Annotated in this window: 15 protein-coding genes and 2 tRNA genes; 9 read left to right on the top strand and 8 right to left on the bottom strand. The window is 60.2% G+C overall.

The genetic code is table 11. The annotated features are described in order from the left end of the window. Window positions 1-263: 263 nt before the first annotated feature. Window positions 264-2042, bottom strand: a complete 1779-nt coding sequence (locus ACI48D_RS08305) for a TonB C-terminal domain-containing protein (protein WP_435570749.1) — start codon at window positions 2040-2042, stop codon at window positions 264-266. Window positions 2043-2177: 135 nt separating this feature from the next. Between ACI48D_RS08305 and ACI48D_RS08300 the strand changes: the two genes are divergently transcribed. Next, window positions 2178-3479 carry a family 1 glycosylhydrolase gene (locus ACI48D_RS08300; RefSeq protein WP_435570748.1) on the top strand — a complete coding sequence of 434 codons (1302 nt, stop codon included), beginning with the start codon at window positions 2178-2180 and terminating at the stop codon, window positions 3477-3479. 4 nt (window positions 3480-3483) lie between these two features. Here ACI48D_RS08300 and ACI48D_RS08295 read toward each other — a convergent pair whose 3' ends face one another. Further along, complete coding sequence (locus tag ACI48D_RS08295; protein WP_435570747.1) at window positions 3484-4353, bottom strand: MBL fold metallo-hydrolase; 870 nt, start codon at window positions 4351-4353, stop codon at window positions 3484-3486. Between the two features lie 408 nt (window positions 4354-4761). Here ACI48D_RS08295 and ACI48D_RS08290 point away from each other — a divergent pair, with 408 nt between their 5' ends. The 6 genes from ACI48D_RS08290 to ACI48D_RS08265 all read left to right on the top strand — a co-directional run bounded on the left by ACI48D_RS08290 (window position 4762) and on the right by ACI48D_RS08265 (window position 10780). Then, a complete protein-coding gene (locus ACI48D_RS08290; RefSeq protein ID WP_435570746.1) occupies window positions 4762-6045 on the top strand; it encodes a tyrosine-type recombinase/integrase in 1284 nt (427 codons plus the stop codon). Continuing rightward, window positions 6033-6632 (top strand): helix-turn-helix transcriptional regulator, encoded by a 600-nt coding sequence (locus ACI48D_RS08285; RefSeq protein WP_435570745.1) that lies wholly within the window; start codon window positions 6033-6035, stop codon window positions 6630-6632. Before ACI48D_RS08290 ends, ACI48D_RS08285 begins: the two co-directional genes overlap by 13 nt. Window positions 6633-7533: 901 nt before the next feature. Next, entirely contained in the window at window positions 7534-7749 is a 216-nt protein-coding gene (locus ACI48D_RS08280; RefSeq protein WP_435570744.1) for a hypothetical protein, read from the top strand. A 21-nt stretch (window positions 7750-7770) separates the two neighbouring features. Continuing rightward, window positions 7771-8229, top strand: a complete 459-nt coding sequence (locus ACI48D_RS08275) for a hypothetical protein (RefSeq protein ID WP_435570743.1) — start codon at window positions 7771-7773, stop codon at window positions 8227-8229. Between the two features lie 360 nt (window positions 8230-8589). Beyond that, window positions 8590-9936, top strand: coding sequence for a primase-helicase family protein (locus tag ACI48D_RS08270; RefSeq protein ID WP_435570742.1), 1347 nt, complete (start codon window positions 8590-8592; stop codon window positions 9934-9936). A gap of 130 nt (window positions 9937-10066) precedes the next feature. Beyond that, the gene (locus tag ACI48D_RS08265; RefSeq protein ID WP_435570741.1) at window positions 10067-10780 is read left to right on the top strand and encodes a hypothetical protein; all 714 of its coding nucleotides are present in this window, start codon (window positions 10067-10069) and stop codon (window positions 10778-10780) included. 4 nt (window positions 10781-10784) lie between these two features. Here ACI48D_RS08265 and ACI48D_RS08260 read toward each other — a convergent pair whose 3' ends face one another. Continuing rightward, window positions 10785-11237 (bottom strand): hypothetical protein, encoded by a 453-nt coding sequence (locus ACI48D_RS08260; protein WP_435570740.1) that lies wholly within the window; start codon window positions 11235-11237, stop codon window positions 10785-10787. Between the two features lie 570 nt (window positions 11238-11807). Here ACI48D_RS08260 and ACI48D_RS08255 point away from each other — a divergent pair. Then, window positions 11808-12389, top strand: a complete 582-nt coding sequence (locus tag ACI48D_RS08255; protein ID WP_435570739.1) for a recombinase family protein — start codon at window positions 11808-11810, stop codon at window positions 12387-12389. Between the two features lie 404 nt (window positions 12390-12793). Continuing rightward, window positions 12794-13423 (top strand): hypothetical protein, encoded by a 630-nt coding sequence (locus ACI48D_RS08250; protein ID WP_435570738.1) that lies wholly within the window; start codon window positions 12794-12796, stop codon window positions 13421-13423. A gap of 32 nt (window positions 13424-13455) precedes the next feature. Here ACI48D_RS08250 and ACI48D_RS08245 read toward each other — a convergent pair whose 3' ends face one another. From ACI48D_RS08245 to folP, 5 genes are all read right to left on the bottom strand, one after another. Then, window positions 13456-13941 (bottom strand): hypothetical protein, encoded by a 486-nt coding sequence (locus tag ACI48D_RS08245; RefSeq protein WP_435570737.1) that lies wholly within the window; start codon window positions 13939-13941, stop codon window positions 13456-13458. A gap of 183 nt (window positions 13942-14124) precedes the next feature. After that, window positions 14125-14201: transfer RNA gene (locus ACI48D_RS08240), tRNA-Arg, on the bottom strand. 69 nt (window positions 14202-14270) lie between these two features. Further along, a tRNA-Pro gene (locus ACI48D_RS08235) sits at window positions 14271-14347 on the bottom strand. Window positions 14348-14403: 56 nt separating this feature from the next. Continuing rightward, window positions 14404-15744, bottom strand: a complete 1341-nt coding sequence (glmM, locus tag ACI48D_RS08230) for a phosphoglucosamine mutase (RefSeq protein ID WP_435570736.1) — start codon at window positions 15742-15744, stop codon at window positions 14404-14406. Window positions 15745-15763: 19 nt separating this feature from the next. Further along, the gene (folP, locus tag ACI48D_RS08225; protein ID WP_435570735.1) at window positions 15764-16606 is read right to left on the bottom strand and encodes a dihydropteroate synthase; all 843 of its coding nucleotides are present in this window, start codon (window positions 16604-16606) and stop codon (window positions 15764-15766) included. Window positions 16607-16674: the final 68 nt, after the last annotated feature.

Genomic DNA, 16674 nt, shown 5'->3' with positions numbered 1-16674 from the left:
CGCAGGCTCGTCCGAACCGGCCTGGTCCTGCGAGCGGAAATGGATGGAAGGCGCGCAGCCCGCAAGGGTTAACGCAAAAGCAGGCGCCAGCACAGCGGCGCAGGCTCTTGCCAGAAATTGCATAGTGGAAGCGTTCATGGTGGCCCGTCGAAATGTGCTGCCAGCCTTTGGCGATCAGAGTCAGGGTAAGCCCCCTACCCAGAATGGCTTTGGCGCACGTCAAACGACAGGCTCAGGTCAGCCGTGAGCGCTGTTGCAGGCGCTCAGCGCACCTCCTCCACCAGGCGAAGGGCCTCGGCGAAGGTCCAGATCCGGCGCAATTCGATCACGTCGTAATTGGCCGCGACATTCGGCGGAAAGGCTGAGTAGCGCGCATTCAGGCTGACGATCCGGCGCACCACGTCGTCGATGTCCGGGCGCCCGCTGGAGCGCAGGATGGTCACGTCCTCGACGCTGCCGTCGCTGCGGATGGCGATGCTGACCACGGGATCGGTATGCACCTTGCCGCTGGACAGCTGCATCTGGCTGACGATGGCGTTGCGCTCGATCTTCTGGCGCACGCTGTCCATGTACAGGCGCAGCGGCACGTCGCGGCGCGCGGCGTCGGCCAGGGCACGCCGTACCGCCTGCTGGGCCTGCTGCGCGGCGCGCACCGCCGGCGGCACGGCTTTCGTGATGTCGATGCCGCGCAGCAGTTCTCGAGCGCGAGAGCCAAACTCCTTGCCCGGCAGGCCGCGCGAGCCAGTGCCGGCGCCCTGTCCTGATCCGAAGTCAATGCCTGAGCCGGCGCCGCGGTCCGCTTGAATGGTGTTACCGCCCGGATTCACGGATGATTGGCCGGGCGTAGCGCCCTGCATGGCCAAGCGCTGCGTCGCTTCGGCGTCTGCGGCCTGGCGGCGCGCCAGCTCCTCGGCACGCTGGCGCGCGGCGGCCTGCTGGGCGCGCTCCTCGGCCTGGCGCTGCTCCGCTAGCTGCTGGGCCCGCTGCTGTTCGGCCTGCTGTTGACGGGCGAGTTCGTCCGCACGGCGCTGCTCGGCCAGCTGCCGCTCGGCCAGCTGTTGACGCGCCAGCTCCTCTGCGCGGCGCTGTTCCGCCGCCTGCTGTGCGCGCTGCTGCTCGGCCACTTGCTGGCGAGCCAATTCCTCGGTACGGTACTGCGCGAGCAACTGCTGTGCCCGCTGTTGTTCCGCCAGTTCCTGGCGAGCCTGCTCCTCCGCCTGCTGCCGCTCCGCAAGTTGCCGGTCGCGTTGCTGCTCGGCCTGCTGCTGCTGCGCCAGTTCCTCTGCGCGCTCCCGCTCCGCCAGTTGCTGCCGTGCGAGCGCGTCGACACGCTGCTGCTCGGCCGCCCTGTTCTCCTCCTCCGCGGCACGCTGCTGCGCCAGCTCGCGCTCGGCCTCGGCGCGCGCCTGCACCATCGGCGCCTCGTCGGCCAGCTGCGGCAGCTCCGGTACGGGCGTAACCGTTTCGTCGGACACGTCCGCCACGGTAGGCGGTTCCGGCTGCGGAAGGACGAAACTGGGGTCTTCGCTGGCCTGGCGCGCGATCACCTCGGTGTGCAAGGCCTCCTTCGGCGGCTGGGGGCGCGGACGGGGGCGCCGCCGCGGCACGCGGCGCGCCGGCGGTGCGGGCTTGGGCGTGGCGGGAGCCGGCAGTGCCGGAGCCGGATCGCGCAGGGTGAAGCCGCGGCGCGGCGGCGGCGACGACTGTCCAGCCGGCGGCATCGGCGCGGTCCGGGCCGGCGTGGGCACGGCCGTCACGGGCGGCGGCACGGCAATGCTGGGCAATAGCGGGGGCTGGGTGACGGCCGGCGGTGTCGGCAAATCGACAGACTGCGCCGGCTGTACCGGATTCGGCGGCGCTAGCACGATGCTCAAAGGCCTGCCCGCCCCCATCCGCATGCCCGGTACGCCGAACTGCAGCGCCAACAGCAGCGCATGCAACAGCAGCGACACCAGCAAGCCTCCGGCCAGCCGGCGGTTGGCAGGCGCCAGCGTCGATAGCGCGCACGGAACGGCGGCCGGGATTGCGGTGAGTGTGGACATGCCGATGGCAGCAGGAAATATTGTCTAAGTGTTACACATCTTATCACTCTGCAGTATGGGCGGCGCGCACAGTTCGGAACGGCAAATCCGATCCCGGCTACAATGAAAGGACGCGTTCAGGATAAAGGAGGTCTGATGTCTCCAGGATTTATCTTCGCCACCGGCATCGAAAACAGCAATCCGACCATCGACAATGGACGCGTCCGCATGGACGAGCTGGAAAAGTGCGCCCATTACAAGCATTGGCGCACCGACTTCGACCTGGTACAGGAGCTCGGCCTCAAGGTACTGCGCTACGGTCCTCCACTGCACCGGACCTGGCTCGGCCCGAATCGCTACGATTGGGAGTTTTCCGACCTCGCGTTCAACGACCTGCGCCAGCGCAACGTCGCGTCCATCGTCGACCTCTGCCACTTCGGCGTGCCCGACTGGATCGGGAACTTCCAGAACCCGGACTTTCCCGAACTGTTCGCCGAATACGCGGGTGCGTTTGCACGGCGCTATCCCTGGCTGCAGCTGTACACGCCGATCAACGAGATGTCGATCTGCGCCCTGTTCTCCGCCCTGTACGGCTGGTGGAACGAACAGATGACAACCGACCGCAGCTACATCACCGCCACGAAGCACCTCGTCAAGGCGAATATCCTGGCCATGCATGCGATCCTGAAGGTGCGCCCGGATGCCCTGTTCGTGCAAAGCGAATCGACGGAGTATTTCCACGCCGAGAGCCCGGCGGCCATCGGACCGGCCGAACTCTACAATTCCCGGCGCTTCCTGTCGCTCGACCTCAACTATGGCCGGCGCGTCGATTCCGAGATGTACGAGTACATGCTCGACAACGGCCTGACGCGCGACGAGTACCACTTCTTCCTGAATAATAATCTGAAGCACCACTGCATCATGGGCAACGATTATTACCAGACCAACGAGCACTATGTCTCGGCCGACGGACTGACCCGTTCGGCCGGCGAAATCTTCGGCTACGCCGTCATCACCCACCAGTACTACAACCGCTACCGCCTGCCCGTGATGCACACCGAGACCAACCTGTGCCAGGGTCCGCGCGGCGACGAGGCGGTGCAGTGGCTGCGCAAGGAATGGGCCAACGTACTACGCGTGCGCAACAACGGCGTGCCGCTGGTGGGCTTCACCTGGTATTCGCTGACCGACCAGGTCGACTGGGACACGGCCCTGCGCGAGAACAACGGCACCGTGAACGAGCTCGGCCTGTTCGACCTGGACCGCAAGATCCGTCCGGTCGGGATCGCCTACAAGGAACTGGTGCGCGACTGGATGGAAGTCCTGCCGACCCAGAGCGTATGCCTGCAGGTGCCGATCGTGATGCCGCACGAGTTCCAGCGCGTGGTGCCGCCGTACACCGGCTGGCCGTTCGACGACGACGCCACGCTGGCGCCGCGTACCGAGGAACGCGAATAGCCGCCTAGTGCGCCCGCGGCGTGAAGGTATAGGTCTCGCCATGCGCGAGGTAGCTCACCTGCTCGTCCAGCCCGGCCGCCTTGACCTCGCGCGCGAAATCCGCAAGCGGCGATTTGAACACGTCGTAGTCGTTGTAGTGGATCGGGATCGCGTGCTGCGGGCGAATGATCTGCAGCAGCTGCACGCCGTCCTTGCCGTCCATCGTCACCTTGAACACGCCGAGGATGCGGGTTCCTCCAAGGTGCAGCAGGGCCAGGTCGATGCCGGGGAAGCGTTGCGGAATCGCCTTCAGGTCGTCGTACACCAGGGTGTCGCCGCTGATGTAGATGCGGTAGTTCGGTGCGCCCTTGCCCGGGCCGAAGTCGAGCACCGAGCCCATCACGCTGGGCAACAGGGCCTGCATGCCGGCCTTGCCGTGGCGTCCGGGCGCGGCCGTGATGCGCAGGCGCGCTTCGCCCTTCTCGACCTCGACCTGATCCCATTTCCCGAGCCCGGTGGTGCGCGTGAAGCCGAGCTTCTTGAGCGCGGCGGCGGCCTCCTTGGTGGTCACGATCGGCGTGTCCTTCGCCAGCTTTTCCTGCACCAGCTTGTCGAAGTGGTCTTCGTGCATGTGCGACAGCACCACCAGGTCGATCGGCGGCAGCTTGTCCAGCTCGATGGCGGGATTGGTCAGGCGCTCGGAGGTAATGCCATAGCCGAGGTGCACGTGGTCGCCCTTGTGCAGGAAGTTCGGGTCGGTGAGGATGGTGAAGCCCTGGTAGCGGATCAGGACGGTGGCGGTGCCGATGAACTGCACGCTGCCATTCGCCTCCGAGGGCGCGGTGGCGGTCGTCGGCAGCTTGAGCGTGAACACCTCCCCTCCCGTCGTGGACACGGCAGGCTCCTGGGCGTGTACGGAAACGGCGAACGAGACGGCGAGCGCCATGAACAACGCGGCGGCACGCCCCGCAGTGGCGGGCCACGGCAATCGGCAAAACGGCATGGTTCCCCCTGATGTCATCCGGACGATGTTGTCGGGATGGACACTATCATGGGCGCTGCCGTGGCGGCGTTCGCTAGCAGGAAGGAAATATGGTGGCCTGCCCAGCTGGGTTCGAACCAGCGACCCTCAGCTTAGAAGGCTGCTTCTTCTTAGATTGATCGAGCTAGAGCGAGCTAGACGATATCTGTCAATTCCTGAAAAATCAAATAGATACGAAAATCCCACTCAGCCGTTGTCTGGACCGAACTAGACTGATATGCTTCAGTTCCGCTTACAACCAGCTTACCAGACAGCTTATACATGGCTAGAGTGAACTTCACAGCACCGCGCGTCGAGTCGTACAAGTGCGACGATGGCAAAGCGCAGTCGATCCTCTGGGATTCCGCCGCGCCGGGCCTCGGCCTTCGCGCCACTGCCGGAGGAAAAAAGCAGTACATCTTCCAAGCGAAGATTCGAGGACTGGGCATTGACCCCCGCATTCCAATTGGCGATGCTGCCGCTTGGCGCTTGCCGGAAGCGCGGGAACAGGCTCGTCAGTACAAACTGCTGACCGACAAGGGGCTTGACCCGCGCGAAGTGATGTCGGCGAAGCGCACGGAAGAACAAGCCGCGACCGCCGCACAGGCCCGCGCCACTGCCCGCGAGTCCGTCACCCTTGGCGACGTATGGCCCACCTACATCGAAGATCGCAAACCAAAGTGGAGCGAAGGCCACCTACGCAACCACATCAACCTTGCCTCTGTTGGCGGCGAGACGAAGAAGCGCGGCAAGGGCGTTACCGTAGCTGGTCCGCTCGCCTCTCTGATGACCGCCCGACTCTCAGATCTGACTAGCGACCGCATCGCAACTTGGCTGGATAAAGAGGCCGCTACTCGCGCAACGAACGCAGCGCAGAGCTTCCGTATCCTTCGCGCCTTCATACGCTGGGCCGACGATCAGCCGAGTTACAGCGGCATCATCCCTGCTCGCGCGTACGACTCCCGTAAAGTCCGCGACGCTGTGCCGAAGAGCGAGACGAAGGAAGGCGACAGCCTTCAACGCGAACAGCTGAAGTTATGGTTCAAGGGCGTGATGCAGCTCTCCAATCCGTACCGCGCCGCATACCTGCAAGCGCTCCTGTTGACTGGAGCACGTCGAACCGAGCTTACCGAGCTACGCTGGGCGAACGTAGACTTCCAGTGGAAGACAATGACGATCAGCGACAAGGTTGAAGACACACGCACGATACCTCTTCCACCATACTTAGCGCACATCCTGTCTAACCTGCCGCGCGAGAATGAGTGGGTGTTCTACAGTCCGCAGGCAGCTTCAGGTCATCTGGAAGAACCAAAGGATGCACACGCGAAAGCACTGAAGGCAGTCGGCCTGCCGCACCTCTCGATACATGGCCTGCGCCGCTCGTTTGGCACGTTGGCGGAATGGCTGGACGTTCCGGTTGGCGTTGTCGCACAGATCAACGGACATAAGCCCAGCGCCATCGCCGAAAAACACTACCGTCGCCGCCCCATCGACATCCTACGGATGCACCACGAACGAATCGAGACATGGATTCTCGAAGAAGCGGGGATCAAATGGAGCAACTGAGGCTGACAGCCCTGCGAGACTTCGCCATCGAGTACCTACCTCGCGCTAAGCGAGTCAGCGCGCAGCCGCACGCAACGCACGACGCCTACCGTATCGCCCTGTACGGCGCTGCTGTGCTCAGCCACGGTTCACCCACCGCTTCCGCCGTCGAACTGGCAGCGGCCCGCCTACTGCGTACGGTAATGACCTTATCCGTCAACTGGGAAGGCGAGTACAAACTGACGCAGCGACAGCGCCATGAGCAGCAGCATGAAGCGATCAGCGCAGCGAACGATCTTTGCACCCTAACGGGCAAAACACTGACGTGGTTGGCTGACGCCTTCAAGGACGAACCGGCTCCGCCGCCCGACCCTGCACCAACCGAGAACGTGGAGACGCGCGACCCAGCGCCACCTACCCGCCGCCCTGCCCCACCTTCTGGGATCAACCTGAGCACGAAGGAAGCCGCCGAGTACCTAAACGTGAAAGAGCAAACGCTTCATAAGTGGGCAAGCACGGACACAGGCCCGCTCAAGCCGGTACGGTCCGGGATTCGCCGATTGGCCTGGCCGTCCGACGAAGTAATCCGACTCATGAAGGGCAAGTAGAGCCAACGAAAGCGCCCTAGGACGCACCAGAACGGCTCAGGAGGCGTTAAAAGACATAGGCAAGGGCCAGATTGCCCGAGGCTGGAACGGCGTCCCTACGACCCGCAAATCCTTCCGGCAGTCTCTACGCTGTTGTACTACTGAAGTGTTTCCTACTTGTTATAAACATGTAGCTATATTGCTATAGCTTTACTACTACTCTCCACACCACTTCTCCAAAGAATAAACCTAGTAGTAAGCTTTAGCATACAACATCTGTTGTATTACTCTTATAGCCTCGCTCCCTGCGGTCGCTCGGCCAGCTTAGCACACTTTTTTCTGGTGTCAAGTTAGGCACGCGGAGGGCATCTGATCTTGCGTGTTTGATCTGGGTCAACACACCGATCTAATGATGAAGTGAAGCTATAGCAATGGAAATACATCGCTCACAGTTGATCTATCGCAGAGCCATCTTACTGATGGCAGCTGTCGTACTAAGACGGACGCACGGCACGAAATACGCCGTCAGCCTGCTGGAAGAATACGGGTTCGACGCAGGCGTAATCGGCGAACTGCTGGAAGTGCCCGTATCTACGGTTGTCGAAAATGGCTCGTTTGCTTAACTAGCGCGTGTGTGCAAAACGTTTTTCTTTCAGCCGCCGATGTTCGGCACTACCTATTAGGTAGGTGAAACCTGCATCTGTCGCAGAGCGGGAAGCACTGGTGTTTGTATGCTACAGCCGAGATACATTACGTTACAAAATAGTTGACCAATTAGCCCTTGATTCGTGCTAGAAAAGCTTGACACCAGTGGCATATGGTGCTATAATGGAACATATGAAGGCCGGGAGGCATCAGCTCCGGCCTTTTTCCATTTCACAACCGATAACGTCGTTATCCAACCAATACTGGAGGATCAGCCATGTCTGAGACATTTGCAACAGCACCAAAATTCGGCGGGAAAGCCCGCGCCGATGATTATTATCGCCAAGTGAACGCGATCATTGCGACCCTGCGCCCTACAGCCAGCCAGCGAACGATTGCCGAGCACTTAAACAAGAGCGGGTTCACGACTCCGCGCAGTTTGCCTTGGGATCGGCAGCGCCTAGCCTGCTACCTTCGCAACACTCGCGTCTAACAACAACGAAAAGGAAATAACATGACCAAACCGAAAGCCACCCTATCGACCAGCGTACAGCCAGCTCCGGCAGAAGCCGCAGCGCCAGCGCCAGCGATGACCCCGGCAAGCATCACCACGCTTCCGCCAACCATCCGCCTATTCGGCGCAACCCTTCCGACCTTGGCCGAAATGATCGTCCACGCAAGGCTAGGATACGTGCTCGACATGATGGCACCCGTTGACCAGTTCGGGGCAGCAGGTACGATTAGCCTCTACATGAAGCTGGGTACACCGGAAGACAGTATCGTGAAGCAGGCGCAAGCTACCGTAGAAGCCGCAGCCGCGCAGCAGCGTTTGCAGTATGCGCATGATGTTCAGGAAGCAGCGCGACAGATGCTAGAAGACGATGCCAAGGCCAAGCGAGCAGCAGAAGTCGCCGCAGAGGTTGCCGCCACAAGAGCCAAGATCAAAGCCCTAGAAGCATCCCTGCAAGCCTGACCCTGCCTCTTGCCACCTGCAAGGGTGCGCATCCCACCAGCCCCAGCGCTGGATCATTAGTACAAACAACCCGCCGCGTACCGTCGCCCGTTAAAACGTCGAGCGCGCATTCGTCACGCCTGTACGCGGCCAACAACAAGGAAAACAGAATGAACAACACAAGTATCTACCGCACGCGTTCCCAGCACGTCACGACCGCTTCCGGCACCGTGCTACAACGGCGCTACGTCTACATGGAAGACGCGGCGTGGGAAGCCCTAACGCGACTCTGCATCACCCAGCATCGATCTGGAAGTCAGATACTCGCAAGCCTAATCAACATCGCAGCAGCCCACGTCGGCGACCGTACAGAGAAGCGTGATGAGCAAGCTAGCCCTCGTACAATCTGACCCAGCGCCGCAGGCTGAGGAAGCACCGAAGTACTCCCAAGCCGCACGAGAGCTGATCGCGGACTATCAAGCCGCCCTTGAGGCTGGGCGCTACTTCAAGCTGTACAGCGCGGACTCGCAGCATGCCCGGTTGATCTCTGGCGACTGCTACATGGAGCCGTTGCCGATGTCATTTCTGCCCGACGACTTCGCCGGTTTCTGCCGCGAGCAGGGCCGCACTCCGCCCAGCCCGCTTCCGAGTCCAACATACCTGGGCTGTCGACTTCAAACCGTTACCGGCACTATCTTCACCCCGAACGGTCCGCCGTTGGTACGTCCGAAGCGCTCTCGGCATCGGTATGTAAATACTTTCAGGCAGTTCGAGCCTGAGCACGCACCGCTCCCGCTGTCGCCGCACTTCCTGCTGCTGCTCGAAGCGATGTTCCCCGACCCAGCCGAGCGCCATACGTTCACGCAGTACGTGGCTCATATGTTCCAGCGGCCCGAAGAGCGTCCTTCGTGGCACCCGATGCTTCTATCCGTAACAGGTGCTGGGAAGGGCTTCATTTTTGACTCCATCCTGACTCCTCTTCTGTGCGGGCAAACACGTCTAGTGAAGCGCTATAGCGAGCTTACAGGCCGCTTCGCCAACGTCATGCGAGGTACGCTGCTGGTGCAGCTTGACGACTGCAAAAGCAAACGCGACGACCAGCAAACGCAGCTCAAGAGCTTGATGAGTGAAGAGCGAGTACTACTCGAAGAGAAGGGCTTGGCCGCTGGCATGGTAGCCACCTACACGCGCTTCTTCCTCGCCTCGAATGAGGAAGTGCCACTGGACATAGACGATACAGACCGCCGCTGGTGGATTCCCGCTCGTATGGGCTACTCACACGGCCTTACCGGCGACGAAGGCCGAAAAGAGCGGAAGAGCAACATCATCCAGCCACTCGCTGATTGGCTGAAGCTACCCGGCGCACTCGAAGCTATTCACGCCTATTTTATGGGCTACGACCTCGCCGGGTTCGATGCGAAGACCCCGCCAATGACAGAGACACGCCGCGAACAGATCGCCAAGTCCGTCACCGTTGAACAAGCCTTCGCGCTCGATTTCTTAACGGCACACGGTACACACGTACTCAAGTCCGAGGAACTAAGTGCAGCGTTCACGGAAGCAGGCATGACGAAGCCGGGGAATCAAGCGGTTGGCAAGCTGCTGGCGGATGCGGGCTACCGGCAAGAAGCCCTGTACGTGAGCGGCAAGAAAAGCCGCTGGTGGCTCCCTGTAGCGATGCCGAAGCACGAAGCGGAAGTCGTTCTGGCGCTACCCGCCGACTTCTAGCACGGACGCAGAACGGACGCGGAACGGACGCAGAACGGACGACTCTCCTATGAGGAACGGACGGAACGGACGAACTGCAAAGTACTACTCAATAATGCGCACTCGCGCCCCTGACAAGGAGAGATACAACATGCACGCATCAACACAATCGGCGTCGGAGCGCGCAGCGCTCGCCTTCTACGCCACCCTACCATTCCCGGTAGACCCGGCGCAGAGCTTCGCGCCTCATCTGCCGATTTACTACCGGGATGGAGCCGGGATCGAGCTGGAAGGCAGACCAGACGCGCTCTGCACTCAGCACCACACCTTCATCGAGTCCAAAGCCGGGACGCTCAACAACCACCGGGACAAGGCAAGTAGTCACTGGGCGCTACAGCAGGAATACACGCGCAGGATGCAGGACGGACGAGACAAGCCGTACAACTTCCTGACCGACTACTTCTACTGGGTCGATCCTGGCTTCCTGCACGACAACGCATGGAACCAGAGTCTTTTTAAGGTACTGGCCTTGCAAGCGCTGCACGGCTGGGAGCGGTACGTGGTTTGCTTCCAGCGAAACCCATCCGCCGCCGATGCCAAGCGTTACGCCGAAGCGGGGCTTGTCTTCTGCACGGAAGCCACCCTCAGCCAAATGCTAGGCGTGATCGACCTCGCCTCACACGGCTTCTACTACCCGTTCACGCTTCGAGCGCCGCGCAGCGGCTACAGCATCACCGTCAACCCAGCCCCCAATCCGGATTACGCGGGCTTTACACCGGAACAGATCACTAGTGCCAACCGCGCCAAGTATGAAGCAGTGGTAGCTGACGCTCGTGCGGCTGCGCAGGCTGACGACTGCTTCTAGAAGTTCAACGATTGTTTGCAGCAACTAAGGCTTGGATGGACTTCGCCGCAACCTGCAACTTCTTGCGTCTTGCAGCTTCTTCCAGTTTTGCGTCCAAAATGATTTCGATGCCCAGCTTCACAGCGGGAAACGCTGCAAGGCACTCGTCTTCAGATAGCTCGTGCACCCCTTTACTGAGGATGCCGTAAATTGCCCTGTTTTGAACAAGGAACTCAGGCAAGTACTTACTCAGCAAGAGGATCTTTTCGCCCATCCTTCCCCGCTCGTATTCTTCCTCGTTCCACCCTACATCATTTTTAGCGACTTGGTGGGCCTCTTCTACAAGAGTCTCGAAGACGCGCCTCAGGTAGACGAACGATCCCACTCCTACACCATGGGCGGCGAGACCGATTGCCTTCGTCAGCTCTCTAAAAATCGGCTTTGCCAATACATCCGCATACTGCTTAACGTCGTGCATGCTTAGGTCAGCAAGTGACGGGTACTGCCCAACCTTTTGCAGGGTACGAGTGAGCTTATCTACTCGTAGGTAGAACCGCAGTTGGTGGCTTGCGTTGCGTGTGCACTGAAACTCCACTCCCCAGTACATATAGTCAAGCCAATCGTTGAAATACTGTGGGCTTGCGACGTCACGGCTAAAAATGCTGTGCCCCTTGCAACCCGGGCAGTAGGAATCCATTGGTCCTCGGAAGTGAGTGATGGCAACCGCCTTCTTGTCGTCGGTCTCAGGAACGTTGATGCGCTCATATAGCGGGAATCCGAGGTAAAAATCGACCGGGGACGGTACAGACTCGGTAGACGGAGTAGCGCTAGGGGTCTCAGTAGTAGTCACAGTGTTTATGCCCAGTAGGTCGTTGGCGAAAAATGTAACTTTACCAAGATTTGGCTATTCTCGTCTATTAGGGCTCAAAACTTGTAAGAATTGAGCTACCCCGGAAACAGCTGAGTAGAGTAGGTCACAAGATACTTCACAAGAGTTCTGGACTAGGTCATAATAGAACCACTAACTTCTGAACCGAAAAGGATTAGCATGACCCAGATCGCCTACTATCGCGTTAGCAGCAACAGCCAAAGCATTGACGCTCAACGCGCTGCCCTGTCCAACGGTAGGACGCTCGACCGCGAGTTCATGGACGAAGGCGTGTCGGGTGCTGTTCCTGCTGCCAAGCGTCCCGGCTTCGCTGCCATGCTGGACTACGTGCGCGAAGGCGACGTGATCCATGTGTACGCTGTAGATCGCCTTGGCCGTGATGCCATCGACGTGCAGACCACCATCCGCGCCCTGCTGGCGAAGGGTGTAACGGTGGACGTTCGCGGGCTGGGCCAGATAGCACCGGGCGTCGGAGAACTGATCGTTGCCGTCCTTGCACAGGTTGCCGATATGGAGAGGCAGCGTATCAACGAGCGCACAGCATCGGGTCGCGAGCTGGCTAAAGCTACGCTGGCTGCTACCGGCAAGACCCACAAGGGCAAAGACAGCCTAGGCCGCAAGCCAAAAGCAGATGCAGTAGCCGTCAAGGTATGGAAGGAAGAGAAAAAAGCGTCGATCAGCGCCACCGCTAAACACTTCAAGCTGTCCGAATCGACCGTCAAGCGCTATTGCGCAGCCTGATACCGCTCAGACCGCCTAGGACGTTCTACAAGGCCACGATCCCGCCCGGTAGTGGTCAACCTCTCACCAGCGCCAGCGAACGGCGCAGAGCAATATTTCATCGGCGGCAGCGCCGGAAGTATTCCACCCCCGGCCTGTGCTCTACCAAGCGTTCGCCCTCCGAACTATCCAGTTCGCACCCCTGCCACGAGTGCTACGCGCAGCCCTCCAGATACTTTTCGGATTTAGGTTTAGGTATTTCCGTTCCCACCCGCTTGCCCAAAAATTTTTTGCAAGTTTTTCGTCTGGCTTCTGTAGTCGCGGAGTACCTTCCGTATTGCCGATTGGACACTTATCGTGTCAACGGCTACACTAACCCGACTGCTACTTTCCCCACCTCGACCCTACCGCCCCAGAAGGAAGCCATGAGTTCAGAAGCGTTTGTTATCCAGCCTCAGCAACGCCCCGTTCCAGCCGCTTTGAAGGCTGCTGTAACCGCTCTCGCCGTCACGTCCGTGGTGCTGGGTGCGCTCTACTATCAAGCTACCCGCGACATCGAAACCCAGAAGGCAACCGTAGCCGGTTTGCAGTTGGAGCTTGCCAAGGAAGTTGCACGCGCTGCCGAGCTCAAGTCAGACTTGAACGCTGCACGTACCGACGCCCAGACTCAAGCAACGAAGTCAGCCCAGCTTTCATCCGAAGTGCAAAGCAAAGAACAAGCTCTAGCAGCCGAGAAGTCCAAAGCAGAGTCCGTGCAGGCAGCGCTCGATCAGGAGAAGTCTCGCCTGCCGCCTGTACCATTCCGAATCGAGATGCGACGTTCTACGGTGGGACGTGGCCTTGTTGCAATGCTCACTAACACCTCAGCCATGCAACTCTCGGTTATTATGACAACCCGTAATCCGACAACTGAAGCTGAGAAGGAAAAGTCGCTTCAAGTCGCACCTGGCAGGAAGGTGGAGATTGGGCATCTCGAAGGCGTCCAGTTTGCCTCGGGCGATCAGATACGCTTACGTAGTTCCGGGTTTGAAGAGCTGCACTACACGGTCCAGTAAATACGCCCCTCGTCGCTAAAACGCAAAGTGGACTAGCCTTCCATGTAGACCTTCGTTAACTTATTGAACTCATCAGCAGAGGTACACTGACGAATTTCTCCAGTGGGGTTCGTCAAAGTACAGTGCGTCACTCGGTCGTCTTGGGACTCTCCTCGGGTTATAACCTGTCGAACGTAGTTCGCGACCTTTTTGTTTTCAAGAACGTTCATGATGCTGCTGAACTCGATGACGAGGTTGTTCCCGAAGAACTTACTTTCAACAGCAATTAGGCACCTGTTTAGTTTTGCGTTGTAGTGGTTCTCGTACGACGCAAGATCGTTCACGCGAAACTGCTGCTCAGCGAACCACTTCCGCGCTTCGTTCGCACACCGTTCCTGCTGGGCTAACGAAATAGCCTTGATTTGTTCCTCCGCAGCGGAAAGCCGGGTTTGTTGATCCTTGATGGTAGCCGCCTGCTGGCTTGCCAAGACTCCAAGGCCGGTTGCTGCTGCCAGTAGTAAAAGAATGATCGCACGCACTAATTGTCCTCCGATAACCGTTTGACAACATCATGCGACCACGAACGGCGAAGGGCAAGTAAAAAATGCTCAAAGTCAACGTAAAGCGCTTACAGTCCGCTTACACAGTCTCAGGACAACAGCTCTGCCACTGGAGTCACATCCAGAAATTGATCGCATCACGTTGAATTTAAAGGGAATTTTTGGCCTGCCCAGCTGGGTTCGAACCAGCGACCCTCAGCTTAGAAGGCTGATGCTCTATCCAACTGAGCTATGGGCAGTAAGCTTGGCAATGAACATTGCCGAGGAAATGAAAACGGGCCGTCGAAGACAGCCCGCGTTCGAAACGGTGGTCGGAGTACAAGGATTCGAACCTTGGACCCCCTGCTCCCAAAGCAGGTGCGCTACCGGGCTGCGCTACACTCCGATTGGAGACGATCATACGCCTCCGCCCCCGAAGCGTCAATGCAGGACGCTATGCCCTCAGACCTCGAAACGCGAGGCGATGCGCTTGGCCATCGATTCCGCCAGTTCGGCTTCCTTGGCCTCGACCATGACGCGCACCAGCGGTTCCGTGCCCGAGGGACGGATCAGCACGCGACCGCGTTCGCCCAGCTCGCCCTCGACGGCTTCCTTCTCGGCCACGATGGCCTGGTGTTTGGTCCAGTCGAAGCCCTGCTGCACACGCACATTGATCAGGGTTTGGGGGAACAGCACCAGGTCCTTGCAGCAGTCGGCCAGGCTCTGCTTGCCGCGCTTGAGGGCCGACAACACCTGCAGGGACGAGACGATGCCGTCGCCGGTGCTGTGCTTGTCCAGGGCCAGCAGGTGGCCCGAGCCTTCGCCGCCGAACAGCCAGCCCTTCTCCTGCATCATTTCCAGCACGTAGCGGTCGCCGACCTTGGCGCGTGCGAAGCCCACCCCCATTTCCTTGAACGCCAGCTCGAGCGCCATATTCGTCATCAGCGTGCCGACCGCGCCGTCCACCTTGCCGGTGGCCATGCGCGCGCGCACCATCACGTACAGCAGCTCGTCGCCGTTGTACAGGCGGCCGTTGGCGTCGCACATGATCAGGCGGTCGGCGTCGCCGTCCAGCGCGATGCCGAGGTCGGCCTTGTGCTCGACGACGGCCCGGGCCATGGCCTTGGGCGCGGTGGCGCCGACACCGTCGTTGATGTTGAAGCCGTCCGGTTTGGTTCCCAGCTCGATTACCTCGGCGCCCAGTTCATGGAACACGTGCGGGGCGGTGGCGTAGGCGGCGCCGTGGGCGCAGTCGACCACGATCTTCAGGCCGCGCAGGTCGAGTTCGTTCGGGAAGGTGCTCTTGCAGAATTCGATGTAGCGGCCCTGGGCGTCGCGCAGGCGGGTCGCGCGGCCCAGCTTTTCGGACGAGACGCAGCCCATCGGCTGGTCGATCGCTTCTTCGATTTCCAGTTCGACCGCGTCCGGCAGCTTGGTGCCGTGCTCGGAGAAGAATTTGATGCCGTTGTCCTGGAAGGGGTTGTGGGAGGCCGAGATCACGACGCCGGCCTGCAGGCGCAGGGCGCGGGTCAGGTAGGCGATCGCCGGGGTCGGCATCGGGCCGGCCAGCATCACGTCGACGCCGGCGGCCGAGAAACCGGCTTCCAGCGCGGCTTCCAGCATGTAGCCGGAGATGCGGGTATCCTTGCCGATCAGCACATTCGGGCGGCCGCTGGCGCCGGTGCTGCCCTTGGCCAGCACCTTGCCGGCGGCATAGCCGAGACGCATCACGAAATCAGGGGTGATGGGTCCTTCGCCCACCAGGCCACGTACGCCATCGGTACCAAAATATTTGCGTGCCATGTTGTTCTCTTGTTCTCTTCTATTCAGTTGTTGTGACAGCTGCGTTCCACACTTTCAGCGCATCCGCCGTCTCTGCGACATCATGGACCCGCACGATGCGAGCGCCATGCGCTACCGCAGCCAGCGCGCCGCCGAGACTGCCGGCCATGCGCTGCTCGACGGGACGCCCGGTCAAGGCGCCGATCATCGATTTGCGCGACAGCCCGGCCAGTACCGGCAGGCCCAGCTCGCGCTGCATGCGATTGATGCTACGAAGCAAAGTCACATTATGCTCGACAGTCTTGCCGAAGCCAAATCCCGGGTCAATCGTGACGCGGTCCCGCGCTACCCCGGCAGCCAGCACAGCCTCGACCCGCTCGCGAAGGAAGGCGATGACCTCCTCCACCACGTCATGGTAAACCGGCTGGGCCTGCATGTCCTGTGGCGTACCCCGCATATGCATGATGCATAGACCGCAATCGCTGTCCGCCACCGCCTCGATCGCGCCGGGCGCACGGAAGGCATTGATGTCGTTGATCATGTCGGCGCCGGCGATGATCGCTTCGCGCATCACTTCCGGCTTGCAGGTGTCGATCGACAGCGCATAGCCGAGCTCGCGCAAAGCGTAGATGGCCGGCATCACGCGCGCCAGTTCTTCCTGCACGGAAACGCTGGGCGAGCCGGGACGGGTCGATTCGCCGCCGATGTCGATGATGTCGACCCCGTCCTTGATCATCTGCTCGGCCCGCTCCATGGCGAATTCGAGGCCTTGGTAGCGGCCGCCGTCGGAGAATGAATCGGGAGTGACATTGAGGATGCCCATCACCAGCGGGCGCTGGGTGAGATCGTAGCCGAAACGGCCGCATTGCAAATACTGGCGCATAATGAAAAGTTAACGAAGTACAGAAAAAAAGACACCCCGCGGGGTGTCTTTCGTGAATGCCCTGCCTG

Source organism: Massilia sp. LXY-6 (genome assembly GCF_051233485.1).
GTDB lineage: Bacteria > Pseudomonadota > Gammaproteobacteria > Burkholderiales > Burkholderiaceae_D > Telluria.
This window is presented reverse-complemented; position numbering and strand designations above follow the sequence as displayed.

Excerpts from the sequence above, each read along its gene's own strand:
- ACI48D_RS08265 (WP_435570741.1), top strand. The coding sequence starts at position 10,067 with ATGCACGCATCAACACAATCGGCGTCGGAGCGCGCAGCGCTCGCCTTC.
- folP (WP_435570735.1), bottom strand. The coding sequence starts at position 16,606 with ATGCGCCAGTATTTGCAATGCGGCCGTTTCGGCTACGATCTCACCCAG.
- ACI48D_RS08280 (WP_435570744.1), top strand. The coding sequence starts at position 7,534 with ATGTCTGAGACATTTGCAACAGCACCAAAATTCGGCGGGAAAGCCCGC.
- ACI48D_RS08260 (WP_435570740.1), bottom strand. The coding sequence starts at position 11,237 with ATGCACGACGTTAAGCAGTATGCGGATGTATTGGCAAAGCCGATTTTT.
- glmM (WP_435570736.1), bottom strand. The coding sequence starts at position 15,744 with ATGGCACGCAAATATTTTGGTACCGATGGCGTACGTGGCCTGGTGGGC.
- ACI48D_RS08305 (WP_435570749.1), bottom strand. The coding sequence starts at position 2,042 with ATGTCCACACTCACCGCAATCCCGGCCGCCGTTCCGTGCGCGCTATCG.
- ACI48D_RS08255 (WP_435570739.1), top strand. The coding sequence starts at position 11,808 with ATGACCCAGATCGCCTACTATCGCGTTAGCAGCAACAGCCAAAGCATT.
- ACI48D_RS08275 (WP_435570743.1), top strand. The coding sequence starts at position 7,771 with ATGACCAAACCGAAAGCCACCCTATCGACCAGCGTACAGCCAGCTCCG.
- ACI48D_RS08290 (WP_435570746.1), top strand. The coding sequence starts at position 4,762 with ATGGCTAGAGTGAACTTCACAGCACCGCGCGTCGAGTCGTACAAGTGC.
- ACI48D_RS08250 (WP_435570738.1), top strand. The coding sequence starts at position 12,794 with ATGAGTTCAGAAGCGTTTGTTATCCAGCCTCAGCAACGCCCCGTTCCA.
- ACI48D_RS08300 (WP_435570748.1), top strand. The coding sequence starts at position 2,178 with ATGTCTCCAGGATTTATCTTCGCCACCGGCATCGAAAACAGCAATCCG.
- ACI48D_RS08270 (WP_435570742.1), top strand. The coding sequence starts at position 8,590 with ATGAGCAAGCTAGCCCTCGTACAATCTGACCCAGCGCCGCAGGCTGAG.
- ACI48D_RS08285 (WP_435570745.1), top strand. The coding sequence starts at position 6,033 with ATGGAGCAACTGAGGCTGACAGCCCTGCGAGACTTCGCCATCGAGTAC.